Annotated in this window: 17 protein-coding genes; 8 read left to right on the forward strand and 9 right to left on the reverse strand. The window is 34.8% G+C overall.

Annotation, left to right across the window (positions count from 1 at the left end):
* Positions 1-50: 50 nt before the first annotated feature.
* On the forward strand, positions 51-1,559 hold the full coding sequence (locus GCL57_RS01560) for an FGGY family carbohydrate kinase (RefSeq protein ID WP_152211501.1): 1,509 nt from the start codon (positions 51-53) through the stop codon (positions 1,557-1,559).
* 73 nt (positions 1,560-1,632) lie between these two features.
* On the opposite strand, the gene GCL57_RS01565 is transcribed toward GCL57_RS01560, so the two are convergent.
* The 3 genes from GCL57_RS01565 to GCL57_RS01575 form a co-directional block, all read right to left on the reverse strand.
* A complete protein-coding gene (locus tag GCL57_RS01565; RefSeq protein ID WP_152211502.1) occupies positions 1,633-2,082 on the reverse strand; it encodes an Hsp20/alpha crystallin family protein in 450 nt (149 codons plus the stop codon).
* 194 nt (positions 2,083-2,276) lie between these two features.
* Positions 2,277-3,476 carry a hypothetical protein gene (locus GCL57_RS01570; protein ID WP_152211503.1) on the reverse strand — a complete coding sequence of 400 codons (1,200 nt, stop codon included), beginning with the start codon at positions 3,474-3,476 and terminating at the stop codon, positions 2,277-2,279.
* A 110-nt stretch (positions 3,477-3,586) separates the two neighbouring features.
* On the reverse strand, positions 3,587-3,820 hold the full coding sequence (locus GCL57_RS01575; protein ID WP_130612833.1) for a KH domain-containing protein: 234 nt from the start codon (positions 3,818-3,820) through the stop codon (positions 3,587-3,589).
* 210 nt (positions 3,821-4,030) lie between these two features.
* On the opposite strand from GCL57_RS01575, the gene GCL57_RS01580 reads away from it, so the two are divergent.
* Complete coding sequence (locus GCL57_RS01580; RefSeq protein WP_152211504.1) at positions 4,031-5,608, forward strand: hypothetical protein; 1,578 nt, start codon at positions 4,031-4,033, stop codon at positions 5,606-5,608.
* Here the strand turns inward: GCL57_RS01580 and GCL57_RS01585 are convergent.
* The 5 genes from GCL57_RS01585 to GCL57_RS01605 all read right to left on the reverse strand — a co-directional run bounded on the left by GCL57_RS01585 (position 5,520) and on the right by GCL57_RS01605 (position 10,151).
* On the reverse strand, positions 5,520-6,323 hold the full coding sequence (locus GCL57_RS01585; protein WP_152211505.1) for a hypothetical protein: 804 nt from the start codon (positions 6,321-6,323) through the stop codon (positions 5,520-5,522). The two genes, GCL57_RS01580 and GCL57_RS01585, sit on opposite strands and share 89 nt — an antisense overlap.
* 50 nt (positions 6,324-6,373) lie before the next feature.
* Complete coding sequence (locus GCL57_RS01590; RefSeq protein WP_152211506.1) at positions 6,374-6,934, reverse strand: phosphatase PAP2 family protein; 561 nt, start codon at positions 6,932-6,934, stop codon at positions 6,374-6,376.
* Between the two features lie 3 nt (positions 6,935-6,937).
* Complete coding sequence (gene tkt, locus GCL57_RS01595; RefSeq protein ID WP_152211507.1) at positions 6,938-9,037, reverse strand: transketolase; 2,100 nt, start codon at positions 9,035-9,037, stop codon at positions 6,938-6,940.
* Between the two features lie 120 nt (positions 9,038-9,157).
* Positions 9,158-9,856, reverse strand: coding sequence for a DUF3313 domain-containing protein (locus tag GCL57_RS01600; protein WP_152211508.1), 699 nt, complete (start codon positions 9,854-9,856; stop codon positions 9,158-9,160).
* Positions 9,857-9,896: 40 nt separating this feature from the next.
* The gene (locus GCL57_RS01605; RefSeq protein ID WP_152211509.1) at positions 9,897-10,151 is read right to left on the reverse strand and encodes a glutaredoxin; all 255 of its coding nucleotides are present in this window, start codon (positions 10,149-10,151) and stop codon (positions 9,897-9,899) included.
* 229 nt (positions 10,152-10,380) lie between these two features.
* Here GCL57_RS01605 and GCL57_RS01610 point away from each other — a divergent pair, with 229 nt between their 5' ends.
* Positions 10,381-10,785, forward strand: a complete 405-nt coding sequence (locus GCL57_RS01610; protein ID WP_152211510.1) for a hypothetical protein — start codon at positions 10,381-10,383, stop codon at positions 10,783-10,785.
* A gap of 4 nt (positions 10,786-10,789) precedes the next feature.
* Here the strand turns inward: GCL57_RS01610 and GCL57_RS01615 are convergent, their stop codons facing one another.
* Positions 10,790-12,478 carry an ArnT family glycosyltransferase gene (locus tag GCL57_RS01615; protein ID WP_152211511.1) on the reverse strand — a complete coding sequence of 563 codons (1,689 nt, stop codon included), beginning with the start codon at positions 12,476-12,478 and terminating at the stop codon, positions 10,790-10,792.
* Between the two features lie 161 nt (positions 12,479-12,639).
* Here GCL57_RS01615 and crcB point away from each other — a divergent pair, with 161 nt between their 5' ends.
* The 5 genes from crcB to GCL57_RS01640 all read left to right on the forward strand — a co-directional run bounded on the left by crcB (position 12,640) and on the right by GCL57_RS01640 (position 18,683).
* A complete protein-coding gene (gene crcB / locus GCL57_RS01620; protein WP_152211512.1) occupies positions 12,640-13,017 on the forward strand; it encodes a fluoride efflux transporter CrcB in 378 nt (125 codons plus the stop codon).
* Positions 13,018-13,118: 101 nt separating this feature from the next.
* On the forward strand, positions 13,119-15,506 hold the full coding sequence (locus GCL57_RS01625) for a TonB-dependent receptor plug domain-containing protein (protein WP_152211513.1): 2,388 nt from the start codon (positions 13,119-13,121) through the stop codon (positions 15,504-15,506).
* A 30-nt stretch (positions 15,507-15,536) separates the two neighbouring features.
* The gene (locus tag GCL57_RS01630; protein ID WP_152211514.1) at positions 15,537-16,532 is read left to right on the forward strand and encodes a hypothetical protein; all 996 of its coding nucleotides are present in this window, start codon (positions 15,537-15,539) and stop codon (positions 16,530-16,532) included.
* A 68-nt stretch (positions 16,533-16,600) separates the two neighbouring features.
* Complete coding sequence (locus GCL57_RS01635; protein WP_152211515.1) at positions 16,601-17,620, forward strand: adenosine kinase; 1,020 nt, start codon at positions 16,601-16,603, stop codon at positions 17,618-17,620.
* Positions 17,621-17,651: 31 nt separating this feature from the next.
* Positions 17,652-18,683: a L,D-transpeptidase family protein gene (locus tag GCL57_RS01640; RefSeq protein ID WP_152211516.1), complete on the forward strand. Its 1,032-nt coding sequence runs from the start codon at positions 17,652-17,654 to the stop codon at positions 18,681-18,683.
* Positions 18,684-18,944 lie beyond the last annotated feature (261 nt).

An 18,944-nucleotide genomic window follows, 5' to 3' on the forward strand; every position in this document is an offset into this window, starting at 1 on the left:
ATCCTCCATAATTGTATTTGATACATTGAAAATGCAAAAGGAGAAAACCTATGAGCGATTTTATTCTTTCCATTGACGAAGGTACCACCGGAATTCAAGCATCATTTTTTAGCATGACCGATTTTTCAATGCATGGGAATAATAAAATAGAATTTCCACAAATTTATCCTCGCCCTGGGTTGGTTGAGCACAATCCTGAAGATATTTGGAACACGACTTTAAAAGCAATTGAGAATAGTATCAAATTTGCAGAAGGTGAAAATAAATTTTTTTCAAAAAAGAATATTTCTGCAATTGGTATTACCAATCAAAGAGAAACCTGTCTGGCTTGGAATAAGAAAACAGGCGAAATTGCAGGGAATGCAATCGTGTGGCAGGACAGACGGACTTCTGAATTTTGTGATTTATTAAAGAAAAATGATTCTGTGCGTAAAATGATTTTACATAAAACAGGATTGGTTTGCGACCCCTATTTTAGTGCTTCAAAAATGCATTGGATGCTTGAACACTATGCAAAAGCGAAACAGTGGTCATTAACGGGTGAACTTGCCTTAGGTACTATTGATTCATTTTTAGTTTGGAGATTGACGGGGGGAGCATCTTTCGTAACAGATCACACAAATGCAAGTCGTACAATGCTCTATAATTTACACACAGGAAATTATGATTCTGAATTATTAAATTTATTTTCAATTCCAGAAAATGCTCTGCCAGAAATTAAACCAAGTATTGGACGATTTGGTTTTACTAAAAATGTTTCTGGTTTGCCTGATGGTATTCCCATCACAGGAATTTTAGGCGATCAGCAGGCCGCATTATTTGGGCAAAACTGTGTGCGGTCAGGAGAAGCAAAAATCACCTTTGGAACAGGCGCATTTTTACTGATGAACACCGGTGAAAGTATTGTTACTTCAGATGAAGGACTTTTAACTACAGTGGCATACAGCACAACACAAAAAAGAACTTTTGCTCTAGAAGGATCAGCATTTATTGCGGGAGCTGCTGTTCAATTTTTAAGAGATAATTTTGGCTGGGTTAAAAATTCTTCGGAGAGTGCAGAGTTGGCCATGGGGTATCCGCGCGATGAAGATGTTTTATTTATCCCATCTCTTGCAGGATTAGGCGCACCTTATTGGAATCCGCAAGCTCGTGGAGTGCTTTTTGGAATGACGAGAGGAACTCAAAAATCACAAATTATTCGTGCTGTTTTAGAAAGTATTGCATTGCAAAATGTTCAGCTGTTACGTTTGATGGAAAAAGTAAGTCATCAAAAAATAATTCGAGTTGGAGTGGATGGCGGTGCCTCACGTAATGATTTCCTAATGCAATTTCAGTCTAATATTTTACAAACTACCTTAGTGAGACCCACAAATATTGAGACAACTTCTTTAGGCGCAGCAATGGCAGCTTGTGTGGGAGTGTTAGAAGAAGATGTTGAATTTAATAAAGTAGAGGTGGCAAAAGAATTTAAACCAGAAATGCCCGGAGCCCTTGCAAATGCAAGTCTATATAAATGGTTGAAAGCAGTTGATTGCGTAAATGCTTTTTATAAAAAATAAATTATATTTAAATATTTCCTTTAATAAAATAAAAATATAAAAAAATCTCCTCTTTTAAAGAGGAGATAAAAAGTTATGACTTGATTTCAATTTTTTTCACTTCGTCCTTTTTTTCAGTTTCTTTTTCAACCTTTACAGTAAGAACTCCATTTTTAAAGGATGCTTCGATATTTTCGTCATTAATACTTCCTTGAAATTCGAAGGTTCTATTGAATTTACCATTCACAATTTCTTGATGATAGAATTTGTGATTTTCATTTTGATTGATATTCTTTTTTTCACCTGAAATGGAAAGCATATTTTTTTCCAGTGAAATTTGAATGTCACTTTGTTCAATACCCGCAAGTTCCATAGTAATATAGAAGTTATTTTTATCTTCATATAAATCTGTACTTGGATTTATATTTGTAAAGTCTTCTTTTTTATTACGGACTAAAGTATTTAAAAGATTGCCAAAATCATTTTGGAGTGCAAAAAATGGTTCTAAAGTTTCGTAGTTCTTTGCAAACTTTCTAATATACATACTGTTCTCCTTTATTGTTAGATTTGAAAAATTCCCTTTCTCATATAAAGGAACATAACCCGAATAAAAATTTGTAAAGGTCTGTTAACTTAATTTTTTGACAATTTATTTTTATTGTTTTTTTTTATATATGAGGTATTGACAAATAGTTATGCCGTTTAATTTAAACAGAACTATTTTAATAATTTGAATATTTATTTCATATAAGTCAATGGAACTTTAAAACTATACTGGTAAGGTGTTGATGTGACAATGGGTGTGTAAGGGCTGGCAGCTGTGGTATTAGAAGCTAAAAAATTTTCACTATCAAGTAAATAGGCATCGAGAAAGTAGCTTGTTCCAGCTGTAAGTGCTGTGAGATCGGTAAAGATATTTGTAATATTCATATTGCAAGTTTGAAAAGGATATACAATCGCTCCGTGTGTTCCTGATACTGACAAAGTGATTTGGCATTTAGCAACAAATGAACGGTTGTTAGAATTTGATTGACTGTTTGGATAAAAGCTCGTCATTCCTGAGCTTATATCTGGAGGCGAAAACGTATATGAAGCAATGTCAGCATAACGTGGATTTCTATTCAAAGAATCGCGTCGCGTGGCAATGGAAATTTCATCATCTAAAAAGCTATCTGTGCTTTCGTTCATGGGAGTGAGGGTTCCTGCTCCACCAATTTGCATAAAATAAAACTTAGCAGTTGAAGATCCTTTTGGTAAAGTTGGGGTAAATATTTGCGTTGTGCCGTCAGTCGTTACAACCCGAAAGCGAAATTGCCCAGAACTGCTGTAAATTGGAATGTCTGTTGGATATCTGCCGCCTGAATCGACGGATTCAGACAGAGGTGTTTTTTTACAAGGATCTATAATTGAACTTTTGCTTATGACATCTTCTAGGTAAACAGTCGCATTTGCCGCATTTGCATTTGATGAATCTAATATTTTAAAACCAAAATGATCAAAATTTACGAGCGTAAAAGGGTTTGGGAAATTAATGTCGATGGAACTTGTTGTTTCGTCTATAGATAAAGTTTGTGTGAGTTCAGTATAAAGCACGGAAGTGGTTTGATTATTGTTTGAATTGCACTGCTGCGCAAGAGTTTGACTTCCCGATAGACCAATAGCGAGATAACCAATTGTCAATGTGAGAGAGGTGGCAACAGGTAAAGAAATTGTATTTGCACCAGCTTGTAAAGTTCCTGTAAAGGAAAACCCTGCATTGCTTGTGATGGAAATGGGGATGTGGAATGGAGCAAAGGATGTAAAAGTAGAATAATTACTAAACTTAGGTAGATTAGGGCTTTTTAATTTAAAACCAAGGTTTTGTGTTTTTAAATTGCCACAACTAAAAATAATAGAAGAAATAAATATATAAAAAAATGAAATAAAGATTTTTGACATATTCTTTCCTATCAAAATGAATGTATTTTTATTTTCGAGTATAACATTTATTTATAAATATAGGAAAGAATTTTTTGACAATAAAATGATAACTAAAAGAGGCAAAAATTTTATTCGTCAATTATATGTAAAATATAACGTTTATTCATTTTGGCAGCACCACAATTTAAAATGGTGCGAATCGCATCGGCGGTACGACCGCTTTTTCCAATTATTTTACCAACATCTTCTTTTGCTACTTTAAGTTCGATGACATTTGTCTGAGCGCCATTTATTTCGTTGATTTCGACCTTTTCGGCATTATCAACGAGAGATTTTGCAACGTATTCGATTAATTCTCGCATGGAGGCCGCTGCGGCTATGGACATGGACAACTCCCTTCACAGTATTAACAAGTTCCACAAGAGCAAAAATACCACAAAGTATTAACTCGGGTTTTGGCGATCGATGCTTTAGTAACCAAAATAAAATTATATTTCAAGCAATCTATGCCGCCTCAAGTTCTTACTCAAGCTATACGATACGCTATAGTACTGTAGTCTGGGGGAAAAAGAGTGGACTCGCAGCAATTTGAACTTAAAAATGGTAATTTGTTTGTCCTTGCAGAAGCTGCTGGTGGAGTTTATAATGGCGGGCAATTACGCTTAATTTGTGAAGTTGCTGAAGATGTTTCTGCTTTTTTAAAAGTGACTGAAGATCAACGTATTGGTTTTACTGTCCCTAAAGATAAAATTTCTGATGTTCAGGCTCGTTTGGCGAAGTCTGGAATATTAGTCAAACATTATAGAAGTTTTTCAACCCTTTCCCCCAAGGCTTGCCTCGGAGAACTCTGTCCAAAATGTGAACAGGATGCACTCGGTGATGCAATTGAGATTTCTCCATTTTTGAACGAAAAGTTTAAATCAACTTTTTCAACTTTAAATATTGGAATGAATGGTTGTGCAACGGCATGTGTAGCATCTTCAACAGATGAGGTTCATATCGTGGGTGATAAGGATGGGTATAAAATATATATTGGAGGTCGATCCTGCGAACCTCCCCAAGTTGCTCAACTGGCCGTTGAAAAAGTACCACGTAAAAAAATTGGCTTGGCCATTGCAGATATTTTAGAAGTTTACTCAAAGAATAAACAAGATGAAGAGAAAATTGTAGATGTGCTTGCTCGTATTGGCATGGAAGAGTTTGCAAGCGTATTGGCAAAACATGTGAATGGGGAAGAGGCTGCATCTGCTGAAGATGAAGCTCCTATCATGGATGCCTCTGCTCCCGCACCCGAAAGTGAAGTCCCAGACATGGATGATGCAGTAGAATCTCCCCCTGCTGAGGGCGAAGCTCCTCCTATAAACGCGGCTCCAGTAGATGAAGCTCCTGCAGAAATGCCTGCAGAACCTGCTGTGGATGTAACCGCTGACACGCCACCTATGGAAGCCGCAGCAGATGTAGAAATGCCAGCAGAGGAAACTCCTCCAGCTGAAGAAACTGCTGCAGAAGCGCCTGTTGTAGCGGAAGAAATGCCTGCAGAAGTTCCAGCTGAAGAAGCCGCTGCAGAAATACCATCTGCAGAAGGAGAAATGCCAGCAGAGGAAGCTCCTGTTGCAGAGGAAGCTCCTGTTGCAGAGGAAGGTGGTGAAGCGCAAGTTGATGCATCTGCAGAATCCTCTTCTCCAACTGAAATGAAAGATCTTGAAATTGTTGATGATATAGGAGAAGGCGATGCCTCTCCGCAACCTATTGACCATGGACTTGAAGAGGCTGAAGTTGCAGCAGGGGGAGAAGGAGCGGCGCCTGCTGAAGTGAGTCCTGAAGAAGCTCTGAATGAAGATATTGGCGAATCAGGATTAGATGACAACTCAAGAGTGGGTGAAGGCGCCTTTCGCAATAGAAAAACACGTATTCAAATTCGTGGCGCACATTTATCAATCACTTTAGCGGATGGTTCTGACTTTATGCTTCCATTTAATGCTTTAGATGAAGGACGTGTTATTGAAATGGAAATTGAAGATGAAAGTTTTGTGTTAGAAACAGTTGACGGAAAACTCTGTGTTAAATCGGGCGAGTTCGAGATGCATATTCCTTTGACGCACGGGACTTCTTCAGAGTTAGAAGAAGACGAGGCAGCCACCGCCGCTTGAGCTGTTTTAATCTATCGATTTCAGTACAAATTTTTGGAAAAAGATCATGACCTTCTTCGGTCATGATAAGTTTTTTAGGAAAGTTTTTTTCGTACCAAATGATTTTTATTTTTGTTTTTTTATAATATTCTTCATCGCTTAACATTCCAAAATGTTCCCAGTAATATGTTTTTTTACCAAGTTTTATTGTAAAGTCAGGATAATATGTTTTTCCATCTGCTGATAGAGCCAATTCGTATTCAAAATCAATTTTATTTTCAAATAATTTTTCAGCAATAAAAACTTCGCTTTTACTGCGAACTTTTAGGCCAAATGAAGTTAAAATCTGAGGTGAACCAAATGATGATAAGTTTTTTGGGGTTTTGCTTTCGCTAACAGTCGTTTTTTGGTTTTTGATTTTTAAAGAGAATAATAATTTTAAATATAAGAAGAATCCTTTAAACCTTTGCATTATCCAAGTTAAAGTGTATTGAAATAAAACTAAGCAAATTAAAAATAACGAGAATTTAAATAAAAAAAGATCATTTTTTTGTTCCAATAGATAATTAAAAATAAAATATAAGTTTAAAAGTATAAGAATAGTTTTTATTTTTTTATTTGCAGTTGGAAAAAGAAGAGTTAGGTGCAAAATAAGGATAAAAAGTGATGCAAAGAAAAATTTTAAAATAAACACTTGATGTGCATGATAAAACTCGAGTAGAGATTGAGGTAACATCCTTGTTTCCTAACCATTTTAATTCTCTTTTAATATTAAAAGAGAGAGAATTACTTTCTCTTTTTTAAGGGTTTCACAAAAATAAGCCCTCCAAGACAGCAAAGAATAACAGCTGCAATGACATCTGTAGGCCAGTGAGCAAAGGAGTAGATGCGGCTAAATCCTACAAAAGCTGCTAGAGGGACAGCAATAATTGCATATTTTAATCCGTAACGGAGTGCTAAAAAAACCGCTCCTGAAAAAGCTCCCGCTGTGTGACCGCTTGGAAAACTCATGCTGCCACCGCGTGGGCGTGTGTCGTCGATACCAAACACATTGCTTAAGCCTAGCTTAAATGCCCAAGTGATACCAACTACAAAAATAAGTACTTTTATCATTTGCAAGGCACCGACTTTATCCTTTTTCCAAAGAACGGGTACGAGTGCATACATAGGAATAGCTATTTGAAAAATGGTTCCTACGATTTCGATCCAAGTTTCAAATGGTTCTTTATAGTTTAAAAAAACATTAATAAGAATAACAAGAGATAAGCAAAAGAAAAACGTTACATTTGTGTTGTGTGAAGTGGACTTATTTATTATTTTTTTAGATTTATTTACAAGTGGAGACATAAGTTACCTTAAATTCATTTGATTGAGAACGAAAGAACAAAACGCTTCGGGTGTAAAGCCAAAATGTTTTGCAAGTACAGAAGCGGGAGCAGAGCTGCCAAAAGTTTTCATACTAAAAATAGCACCATTGCGGCCAACTATTTCTCCCCAACTTTGCGGAGAGCCTGCTTCGATTGCATAAATTGGATATTCTTTAGGAACAAGCTTATTTAAAGTGACAGGATTTTCAACCAATACTTGTGGTGCTTGTGCGCTGACAACACGAACAGAGAGCTTTACTTTTTCTCCTGATGCAGTTTCTGACATTTTACTTTCAAGTAATTTTGCGGTATTTAATGCAATAATAACTTCACTTCCAGCAGCAATTAAAACAATTTTATGTGCTTGGTTTTCGTTGGAAAAATCTTTTAAAAGATAGGCACCTTTTTTAATGCCCTCTTTTATGTCATCTTTGTTACGCTGCTCTGGCAAATGAGAATCAATATCTTCGAGATCTTGGCGTGTTAATAATAAAGCTGTAGGTTTATTTTCTGATAAGATTGCATTTTCCCAAGCTACAAAAGTTTCAACAATATCGGCAGGACGATAAACATTGAGATCCGGAATGGCTCTTAATGCGGCTGCATGTTCGATAGGTTGATGAGTTGGGCCATCTTCACCTACAGCATAGCTGTCGTGGGTTAAAATAAAGAGTGTTGGAATTTTCATAAGGGCAGCAAGACGGATTGCAGGACGCATATAGTCCGAAAAAACAGCAAATGTTGCGCAGAATGCACGTAAACCACCGTGAAGAGTGATGCCATTGCAAATAGCTGCCATGCCATGTTCACGCACTCCAAAATGAATATTTCGGCCAGAGAAATCTTTTGCATTTATAAATGTTGTATTTGGCAAAGTTGTTAAATTGCTGCCAGCTAAATCAGCAGAGCCGCCGACAAGTGCAGGATTTTCAGCGGCAAGTTCGCAAAGAGCTTTTCCACTTGCTGTGCGGGTTGCCATTTTCCCTTGGGCTAAATTTAAAGTGCTCTCTTGAAAACCTTTTAATGAATTATTTTCAAATAAATTTTTCCAAAGGTTATACTTTTCAGGATTTTCTTTTTCCCACTGGCTTGTTACTTTATTGAAGGTTTCAAACCAGCTTCTTGTTTTTTTTGCGCAAATATTTGCTAGTTTATTTGCAGATTCTATGCAGTAATGAGGAATATAAAATGGTTCTGTATTGGAAACACCTAAATGTTTTTTAGCATCGATAACATCTTCAGCACTCATTGGATTGCCATGAATTTTAGGTTTGCCCTCCCATTTTGGGGAGCCTTTACCGGGGATGCCTTTACAAATAATAAGGGTTGGTCCCGTTTCACCATTTGGCATATTTGAGAAGTGATTTGCTTTGTCCATAGCTTGTGCTAATGAAATAAAGTCATTTCCATCCGCATTTAATATATTCCAACCATAGGCTTCGTAACGTTTTCCAACATTTTCTGAAAATGAAATATCAATTGTGCCGTCTATTGTAATATTATTTGCATCATAGAGTACGATGAGTCTATTGAGTTTTAAGTGTCCCGCAAGGCTGCAGGCTTCAGCACTGACACCTTCCATAAGGCAGCCATCACCTGCGATAACAAATGTTCTATGATCTATAAGTGAATGATGAGAGTCATTAAAGCGAGCGGCAAGCATACGCTCTGCAATAGTCATTCCCACAGCATTTGAAATGCCTTGTCCGAGAGGACCTGTTGTACATTCGATCCCTGCTGTGTGACCAAATTCGGGATGTCCTGGAGTTTTACTGCCAAGTTGTCTAAATTGTGTGAGGTCTTCTTTTGTGAGATCGTAGCGTGCAAGATGAAGAAGTGCATACTGAAGCATACTTCCATGACCCGCTGAAAGTACGAAGCGATCGCGATCAATCCAGTGCGGTTGTTTTGCATCATGATTCATAACTGCAAAATAAAGAAAAGTTCCTAATTCTGCACCACCGAGCGGCAGACCGACATGACCTGATTTCGCTTTTAGGACGGCATCCATGCCGAGAAGTCTAACTGCGAGTGCAATATTTTCTAAGTCATTCTTGTGTTCTGAAACAAACTGAGTAAACATAGGCGCTGTCTCCCGCTTGAGGTAATAATTCTTAAAACGCCCCAAACCTACATTTAGATTGTTTATTTTTCAACATTTTAGAGCTTTTTTTTAATTTATTGCATATAAAGTTAAGGTTATTTAATTTAAAATTGTGTTTTTTTGTTGCATTGATTTAAATATAGTTTCTTGCACATCTGCTGCAATTGCAGTTGAAAAAGCTTTCACGGCATTGTCTACAGCTTCTTGGTACCTTAATGCATGCAGGTCAGGGGTTTGTTGCATATAATTTAAGGTTCTGCCATCGGTATCACCAATTTCGTTAAAAACGGCGGGAGATATATTACTTGCGGCGTAGCGTTTCGCCCACATAACTTTACCAGAGTTTAAATCGAAAGCTTTTACTTCAACGACAAGCGAAAGTTGTTCTGTCGCAGGTGAAATTGTCGGCTTATTAAATGCATATGGTGTTGAGGTTTTTGAATCGAGAGCTTCTGGATGAATTTTTGCACAAGAATAAGCACCACTTGCTGTATTTGGTGTAGAGGGATTTTTACAGGAATCCACAGCAGTTATGCTTTGAATTCTATCAAGAATATTGATTTGTAGAGCCCAGCGTGCATTTTCTAAATTAGTAAATGAGATATCAGTTCGTTCAGATAATTTATTACGAATAGCAAATGAGAGGCGTGAAGAATTGCCCCCATATATTGAAAAATCGTGTGCTGCAGGAAGATATACTTTTGCATATTCTTCGGGAATATGGTTGTGCATGTTAGAAAAACCAATTATACAACTATTAGAAATAATTGATAAAACAAAAATAATTATTTTTTGCATGAGGCACTCATCTGTTGCAAACATCTTAATGAATTTATTTTTAACTTAATAATTTAGAAAGCTCACCATTTTTGTAAAGTTTGTTAGCATCATCGAAACCACCAATAAATTTATCTCCAATAAAGATCATGGGAACAGTGCGCCAGCCATTATTGTCTATTGAAAGTTTTGTTCTTAAATCAGGATCATTGTCTAAATTGATTTCTTCGTATGTAACACCAAGGCTTTTAAATAAATTTTTAGCAGCATTACAATATGGGCAAACGGTTGTAGTATATATTTTAACGACAGGCAATTTAAGACTCCTTATTTCATGTTGTTAGAAAGAGGTTCCCAATAAGGGTTTCCTTTATGATATTATTAATACATAACACTAAAGAAATGTCACCTGTTCTATTTTGAGTGTGCTTGTATTTTTTTAAATAACATATGACTTGAGAATTTTAAGTGTCCGTATTATCAAACGTTATAACACGCTTAACCTGTGTGTTAAATTATTTTTTGAGCTTGAGAGGTTTCATATCATGCATGTAATTTGGAAAAGACCTGATGGTTTTCAAAATGCTTTACCCGATGATTTCAGGAGAATTGCTTTGAGCAATGGTGCTCATTTGTGGCTTCATAGACATGAACTTGATTGGTATCCGTTTCAAGTCAGTGGAGATTGGGAAGGACAAGATCAAACAAAAAGATTAAATCGTTTGGTCAATATGCTAGATTCTCCTCACACTTCTTGGCAATCCTATTTAGAGCATGTGTCTGATGATGATCTTGATATAAAAGACAACCAATCTATAGTTGAAGTTGCTCAATCAATAATCGCTTGGATAGGCAGTCTTGAAAGATTTGCAAAAGGACATACGTGGGAAATTGAAATTGTGCGCTGTGCGTTGCATGATGTCCTTGAAATTCTTAAATCATTTAAATAATCAATTAATAACGAATTTCTCTTTTATTTTTCTCATAAACTTTATTAAGAATTTCTTTGCTTTTCATTGTTCCTTTAATAAGTATTATTTTATTATCGTCGTATGGTGATAACGAAAATTCTTCTTGATATTCGATGTTCATAACTTTTTCTAAATTTGCTTCGTTATAATGATTTAAACTTCCAAGAACAATAAATTTGCAGCCCTCTAAATTATATAAAGGGTCTCTCCAAGAATAAAACGAAGTATTTGTAAAATCAAAATTATAAATTTTTGGCTGATTATTAAAATAAAAAGCCATTTGAGCTGTCCAATACCATCGTAAAGATGCAATTTGATAATGACTGGAACAGTTTTCATTTGTTGGATAAGGTTGTGTCTTTAATTTAATATTCAATTGATTTTTAAGTTCATCCTGTAAGGTTTGCCATTGAAAGACCTGAGCAAGAGGACTTGCATTTCCTGTAAAATAGATAAAAGTTTTGATAAGAAGATTATTAAAACTTTGTGTACAAATTGCGGTGGGAACAATAACAGAAATAATAAGTGAAATTGTACAATAAATTTTCCAAGCTATTATTCTTGTGCCTGTAAAGGGTTTCCATTCGTTTACGATAGCAGGTATCAAAAGATAAAATCCAGGCATGGCCCAATGTGGAAGGGCTTGTTTTCCAAGAGCAGAAAAAGAAATAAGAAGAAATAAAATTGTAAATGGCAAAATACTTAATAAATAATAAGAAGAAATTTTTTTAGGTTGTGCAAAAAATTTATTGACAAAAGCGATTGAAAGTATAAAAAACCAAGGCAATAAATAAAACAATGAACCAAGTAAATAACGGAAAAAGCTTTTAAAATCAAGAGAAAACCCTGCAAAACCATGCTGACTTTGAAAATGAAACGAAGCAAAATTATTTTGAAAATTCCAAATAAAAACAGGGCTTGCAACAAGCATTGATACTAATATTCCTGTGATCCAAAAAGCAATATCAATTTTTTTATCGATTTTATATCTTAAATAAAGGCTTGCTATTAAAAAGCCAACAGCTATTGGAAAGGTATGATATTTTGAAAGAGCTGCAATTCCTAGAAAAAATCCAAAACAGAGGGCATATTTGAATGAAAATAATTCATGAACAGATTTAATACAAGAATTAAATGCACTTAAAAGAAAATAAAGTGCGCCTGAAAGACCTAAAAGTAATGTGGCATCGGGTAAAAGTAATATTCCTTCTAAATTAAAAACGGGTGTTATTTGTGTGAATATTAGAACACTCAGAGCCATTTCATTTGTAAATTTTTTAGTGTTTAATGTTGCAAATTTTTTTGCAGAAAAAAGAATAAAGAGAGTTGAAAATGTGTGAATAAATGGAATTAAAAAGCGTGCTCCAGTTGCACCTGGAAGCAATAATGTGCCAAGAAAAGACATCCAAGCGACAAATGGAGGAGCATCTACATAACTGAGTTGTAAATGTCGAGACCAATCCCAATAATAGACTTCATCATTGCTCATTGGAAAATTTGCAATCCAAAAAAAGCGTAAGGAAAAGAAAATAAAGATTGAGAAAAGAAACCATCTGTTTTTAATTTGAAATTCTTGCTGTAAATTTGTCTTTGAAAAGAAGTTATTGAGTGGATATCGCATAAAAGTGATTTTTACCTTAGTCAATTTGTTTGTGGATTTTTGCAAATCCAATAAATGATTCCTACAATATAAGAATTGCAGGAGCAAAGTATTTTTTATTCTCTCCTATCTTAATTGTAAAATGATGAATTTAAAATCTTCATTCTTTGTTAATGGGGGATTACTTTAGATTATGCTTTAAAATGAATCATATTATTCCATAGGAGGTTTTGATGAGTCTTTTTTATATTGGATTTTTTGGAATATTAGGGGTTTTTTGTCGCTATTTTTTAGGTCTTTTTATGCATAAAATCTTCATTTCTCCTTTTCCATACAGCACATTTTTTATAAATATTATAGGTTCATTTGTTATTGGAATTATTTATGTTTTAGGTGTAGAAAAATTGCAAATATCACACGAACTCCGTTTGGGACTTATGGTTGGATTTTTAGGAGGATTCACGACTTTTTCCTCGTATTGTCTTGAAGCTATAAAGTTAATGGAGGAAAGTAAGTATTTCTATGCGCTTTCTTATTTATTTTTAAGTCCATTTGTTGGAATTATTTTAACTTTTTTAGGAATTTTTCTAGCAAGAAAAATTTTTATTTAAAATTTGTAATTAAAAAAATTTGCTCACTGGAATTCTCTCAATGTAGAATTTTTATGTTATGATGATTATCATTTTGGAACAAACATAAAGAGTTGAATTCTATGAAAATATTTCGTTTAACACTGACTTTGTTGTTCATGGTTGGAAATTATTTTTTTGTTTTTGCTCAAAGTAACAAATTAGATAATCTAAATAATATAACTCTTACCGGACAGGTTAGACCTCTAGGTGATTTATCTCCAATAGAGAATGCACTTGTCATAAATACTGATAATAAATTAAATTTTGTGAAAACAAATAAAAATGGAATTTTTTCCATCACTGTCCCTAAAGAAACAAAAGGTATTCTTATTCGCGCTGAAAATTATCAAGATCTTCAAATTCCAATAGAGAATTCTCAATTAAAACTTTCATCTCCTTATTTGCTTGAACCTTCTGCAGAGTATGGTGGTACAGGAATTATTCGTGCAAGACGTAAAGATGAAGTTTCGCAAAATACATTTCAGCAAGAAGAAATGGCCCATGTTGCTGGAACAGGCGGCGATGCGGTGCGTGCATTGCAAACTCTTCCTTCTGTTTTACCAGCAAATGTAGGCAGTGCAGATGTTGTTGTCCGAGGAGGATCACCTGGCGATAATTCTTTTTATTATGATGATTTGTTGTTGCCATTTATTTTTCATTTTGGTGGAACTGAAACGATTATCCCAACGCGCATGATAGAATCCATGGACTTTTATCCGGGAGCTTTTAGTGCATATTATACAGATACGATTGGTGGTGTCATTCAATTGCGTAGTTTTAACAGCATTCCGAAAAGGTTTTCTGGTGAAATAGAAGTTGGACTGATTCAGAGCGGAATTTTTTTGGAAGGAAATGCCTTTGGAAGTTCAATTGAGAAAGAAATAGATAAAGAAAAAAATTCCCAAGAAACTCATATAATAAAAAATGAAAATGAAAAAAATGGTCAGACTAATCAAAGTAACAACAATGAAAATTCAGATGATGCCATTGGATATCGTATTGGTTTTAGAAGAACATATTTAGAGTTATATAAACCGCTCATTGCTAAACTTGCAAATAATACAAGTTTTGTTACAATTCCTCAAGCTACAGATTATCAAATGATATTAAATGGAAATCACTCACGTGGGACATGGCAAATTTATTTATTAGGTGCAAATGACAGTGCTTCTCTTTCAGCTCCCATTGGGAATAGTACTACGGCTTCGGGACAAAATAGTTTTAGCTTTGAAAATTATATGGAAACAGCTGGTTTTAAATACAATTTAAACTTAGGTAACGGATTAGGATTTCGAGTTAGTTTTCAACAAAGATATTATTTATTGAATCAATCTATTTTTGGCAATAATATTAATATAGAGAGCCAACTATACTCATTTAGTTTTATATTAGATAAAAAAATAAATGAACTCTTTTCATATTCGCTTGGAGTTCGTCCAAAATATCAGCACTATGAAGCAGGATTAAATGTCATACAACTTCCTGGTGGGGGGATGACCACAAGCTTCGATAGTGAGTTAGCTCCTGTGGTACAAGATAAGGTTGTGGTTGATAGTTTTTATGGAGATGCTTTTGTCGATATTATTTTTAAGCCTATTAATAAATTAACTATTAATCCTGGTTTAAATATGATTGTTGGTTCACATAGCAGTGAATTTGCAATCGATCCACGTATTGGAGTCCGCTATGAATTTATTGAAGGACAAACTCTAAAAGCAGGCGGAGGATATTACAGTCAATATCCTCAACCACAATACAATGCTCCACGTTACGGTAATCCTAATTTAGAGTTAGAAAGAAGTATTCAATATGCCATAGGGTATGAATCTAAGTTTTGGGATGATTATTTTATAGATATTCAAAGTTGGATTAAATCAAGTGATAATTTAGTAGGACCAGCCGTAAGTAATCCTAATAATAAATATGAAAATTCTATTGAAATGCGAGCCAAAGGAGTTGAATTCTTTTTAAAGAAAAAAGCATCTGGAATTTGGTTTGGTTGGATGAGTTACGGAATCAGTCAATCTGAGCAAAGGGATCCTGGAAGTGGTGAATGGCGATATTCCAATTATGACAGAACTCATTCTGTAAATATTGTATATGGACAGAAAATTACAAGCCGCTGGAATGCAGGAACTCGTATTCAATTTATGACAGGAACACCCTATTCAACTGTTTCGGGTGGAGTATATAATGAAAATACAGGAAAATATTCACCAGTAAGCGATGGTAATACGTATTTAATTAGTAAAAATGATGCTCGTATTCCTTATTTTTTTGAGGTTGATTTTAGAACAGAATATGATTTTCTTTTTCAGGATTGGAAATTGACATCTTATCTTGATATTTTAAATGTATTTAATAGAAGCAATGTTGCAAATAATAGTTATAATAGAGATTATACAAAACAGGTCTATATTACAGGTTTACCAATTCTTCCTTCCATAGGGGTAATAGCAAAGTTTTAAAATGAATTTTGTTAATTTAGGAGATGAATAATGTTAAAATATTTTTTAGTTTTATTGAAATGTATTTTTATCATTATTTTTTTAGTGACCTGTAAAAAACCAGATCAGACTTATTATACAATTAATCAAGTTAGAGCTGTTGGAGTTGTTGTGCAAACTTCAGCTCTTAGCACGGGTGCAAATAATTTTCAGAGCACAAGCAGTCAACAATTTCCAATTAGGCCAAATTGCTCTGCTGGATCAACTGAATTTGATATAGTGGTTATTTCTCCTACAAATGAAATACCAACTCTTACAATAAATAATTTAAAATTATTGCCAATAGGTAATTATTATTTGGCTTCTGGAGGAGGATCTCGCGGCTTGCCCAATGGCACAAATGGTACGAGCATAGCAATGACGAATATTTTTACTTCTGCGACAGCAACTCCAACAACCGTATTTACATCTCCTTACAGGCTCACTGTTTTTAAATATATTGTGGATTGTGCAAATATAGGAACAAATCTCTCAAACTCTTTTACACAAATTTCAGATATACCAGCTTTTCAATTGAGCTACACTGTTTCTTCAGGAACGAGCAGCGATCAAGGGTTTTATACTTTTTATACTTTGCCAGATAATAATGATTCATTTTGGAATACTTCTCCAGTAAACGTCACATTGAGTTCTAATAAAATATCATCGCTCACCACAGGTCTTGCAATTACAAATAATCCAATTCAATTCTCAAGTATATCTCCTGCTGCGAACAGTGTCCTAAATGGCAATTCAAGTTCCTCGATTTCAGTGGGTGTGACAATTCCGAGCGTTCCATTCCCTCGTGATCCAAATAATACAAATTTTCAAGCAAAAACAAGAATTCAGTGGTATGTGACCAATGGATCTCTCTCGCTTGACACATCTTCTTCAACAGATTGGAATCCAGAATCAAATGCTGGAACTACCGTAGGTGGTTTTGTTGTCGTTAGGGATCTTTTGGGTGGAGTTGATTTTAAAGTTTTTGGTCCCTTTACGACTCAGTGAAGCATTTTATATGACTCATTGTTGTTACTTAATTCTGCTTTTAAAGCAAAGAAATAGGATTTATAGATATGATTCAGAATTCTTTTTTTTCAATAGAACAATTTAATCATCAATATGATGTGGTCGCAATTGAAAATGCTCTTATAGATATGCTTGTAAGAGCTAATGATTCTGACCTAAAATCTTTTGGTATGACCAAAGGTATTATGCAACTTGTTGATGAAGAGACTCAAAAAAATGTTTTGAAAAATTTAGGAAATGCAAAACCCGAAATTGAATTAGGAGGAAGCGCTTCAAATGCTATTCGTGGTTTGGCAGTTTTAGGAGCAAAAACAAGTTACAGCAGCACAGTTGGGAATGATTCTTATGGAAAAGCATTCGCAAGTCGTATGAATGAACTTGGAATTACAAATCGCTTAACTGTTGTCGACGGAGTTCATACAGGAACTTGTCTTGTCGTAGTCACTCCAGACAGTGAACGTACATTAAATACTTATCTAGGTGCATGTAGAAATTATATGACATCTCATATTCCATACGATGACATTATAAAATCTAAAATCTTTTTTACTACGGGCTATATGCTCGATACACAAAATCAAATCGATTCATTGCATTCTGCAGTTGATCACGCTTTAAATAATAATGTCAAAGTTGCTTTTGATGTCGCTGATCCTTTTGTAATTGCACGTCATGGACAAAAAGTAATTCTATCATTGCTCGAAAAAACACATCTCGTTTTTCTCAATACTGAAGAAGCTAAAATGCTCGTCGGTCTCTCTCCAGATAAAGCAGCTTTAGAACTATCTAAAACTATTCAAATTGCTGTAGTGAAAGACGGTGAAAAAGGAGCATATATTGCCTATGATGGAAATCTAACATTTATACCTGCACTTAAAGTAGAAGTTGCCGATACTACAGGAGCAGGTGATATGTTTGCAGGAGGGTTCATGTATGGTCTTTGTAAAGGCCTCACTCTTGAACAATCTGGGCAAATAGCAACTGTTTTAGCGGCAGATACTGTTTCTCATATGGGTGTGCGTCTTTCATCAGGAATTCGTGCACGAGTGGAAACCCTGCTGAGGTAAATACATTTGATCTAACGGGAGCTTGTGTAGTGTGAATACAAAATCCTATGTCTTGAACATTAAGATCATATTTATAATTTTATACACACTTTTGGGTGTCAAAAGTTATGCGGAAAATATTTTTTCGCAATCCTCTTTTACTGCATTTAATGGCATCCCCTCTGCGTTTATCAGCCTTGGCGCCTATCATCCTACTTTTGCTATGGTCGTTGAAAAAAACTTTCACAGGCTGAGCGTATTTAAGCTTCTTCCTGATGGAAATTATACGGTTGTCAGAACTTACCTTGCTATAACTGGAAAAGAACAAGGTGATAAAAAACAAAGAGGTGACAATCGCACTCCTGAAGGTATTTATTTTATTGTTGGACAAAAAGATGGGTCAGAATTGGTACGGCAATGGGGTCCTGCTGCACGTAAGTATGGCCCACGTGCTTTTATACTTGATTATCCTAATATTTTTGACAAAAGACAACGTAAAACGGGATCTGGAATTTGGATCCACGGAGTAGACAGCGATGCACGCATGCTCCGGCCTTTTGATACGGAAGGGTGTGTTGCTTTAAAAAATGAAGATGTTATTGATATAGCTCAATATGTGAGTGAATTTCAGACACCCGTTGTTATTGTAGATGAAATGCAGACTATCAGCATGGACGCTATACAAAAAGAACGTCAACGTGTCTTTAAAATGGTCGAGGATTGGAGAAAGAGTTGGGAAAACTCAGATTTTAAAAAATACCTAAGTTTTTATTCGGATAATTTTCAATCCCTTGGTAAAAATAAAGATGGATGGCGTGAATTTAAATCAAAATTATCTGAAACGAGAAAAGGCTCTATCACTGTGCAAATCAGTGAGCCTAAAATTCTTGCGTTTCGCAATCAATTGCTAGTTGAGTTTTTTCAAAAGTATTCCTCTCCTGATAAAGATGATTTTGGTAGGAAATTTCTATACTTAAGGCAAGAAAAAGAAGGATTTAAAATAATTGCTGAAAAGTGGTATAACTCGCAAAAAAACCAAACCGATCTTGCCGTTTTAAATGATACAAAGAAAAGACATGATTAGATTATGTAAAAAAGAGAAAGCATTTTAAACTTACCAAAAATATTTTTTCCAATGATTTTATATTCCATTCATTTCCTTTGTCACAATTTATTTAGAGTGATATTGAAGGCACAAGAGCTTTATGAAGTCAGGGGTGCTTCTTAGAGTTTTTGCTTTTTTTTGTTAAAAGATTATTTTAAAGGTGAGTATCACTTATATCTAACTGTACTCTTAAATTGAGTTAGGATAAAATTGTAAGTATTTACTTCCAATTGTTCCCTA

Origin of the sequence: Fluviispira multicolorata (assembly GCF_009208585.1) — a bacterium.
GTDB lineage: Bacteria > Bdellovibrionota_B > Oligoflexia > Silvanigrellales > Silvanigrellaceae > Silvanigrella > Silvanigrella multicolorata.

Coding starts and splice junctions, on each gene's coding strand:
- GCL57_RS01560 (WP_152211501.1), top strand. CDS start 51: ATGAGCGATTTTATTCTTTCCATTGACGAAGGTACCACCGGAATTCAA.
- GCL57_RS01565 (WP_152211502.1), bottom strand. CDS start 2,082: ATGTATATTAGAAAGTTTGCAAAGAACTACGAAACTTTAGAACCATTT.
- GCL57_RS01570 (WP_152211503.1), bottom strand. CDS start 3,476: ATGTCAAAAATCTTTATTTCATTTTTTTATATATTTATTTCTTCTATT.
- GCL57_RS01575 (WP_130612833.1), bottom strand. CDS start 3,820: ATGCGAGAATTAATCGAATACGTTGCAAAATCTCTCGTTGATAATGCC.
- GCL57_RS01585 (WP_152211505.1), bottom strand. CDS start 6,323: ATGTTACCTCAATCTCTACTCGAGTTTTATCATGCACATCAAGTGTTT.
- GCL57_RS01590 (WP_152211506.1), bottom strand. CDS start 6,934: ATGTCTCCACTTGTAAATAAATCTAAAAAAATAATAAATAAGTCCACT.
- tkt (WP_152211507.1), bottom strand. CDS start 9,037: ATGTTTACTCAGTTTGTTTCAGAACACAAGAATGACTTAGAAAATATT.
- GCL57_RS01600 (WP_152211508.1), bottom strand. CDS start 9,856: ATGCAAAAAATAATTATTTTTGTTTTATCAATTATTTCTAATAGTTGT.
- GCL57_RS01610 (WP_152211510.1), top strand. CDS start 10,381: ATGCATGTAATTTGGAAAAGACCTGATGGTTTTCAAAATGCTTTACCC.
- crcB (WP_152211512.1), top strand. CDS start 12,640: ATGAGTCTTTTTTATATTGGATTTTTTGGAATATTAGGGGTTTTTTGT.
- GCL57_RS01625 (WP_152211513.1), top strand. CDS start 13,119: ATGAAAATATTTCGTTTAACACTGACTTTGTTGTTCATGGTTGGAAAT.
- GCL57_RS01630 (WP_152211514.1), top strand. CDS start 15,537: ATGTTAAAATATTTTTTAGTTTTATTGAAATGTATTTTTATCATTATT.
- GCL57_RS01635 (WP_152211515.1), top strand. CDS start 16,601: ATGATTCAGAATTCTTTTTTTTCAATAGAACAATTTAATCATCAATAT.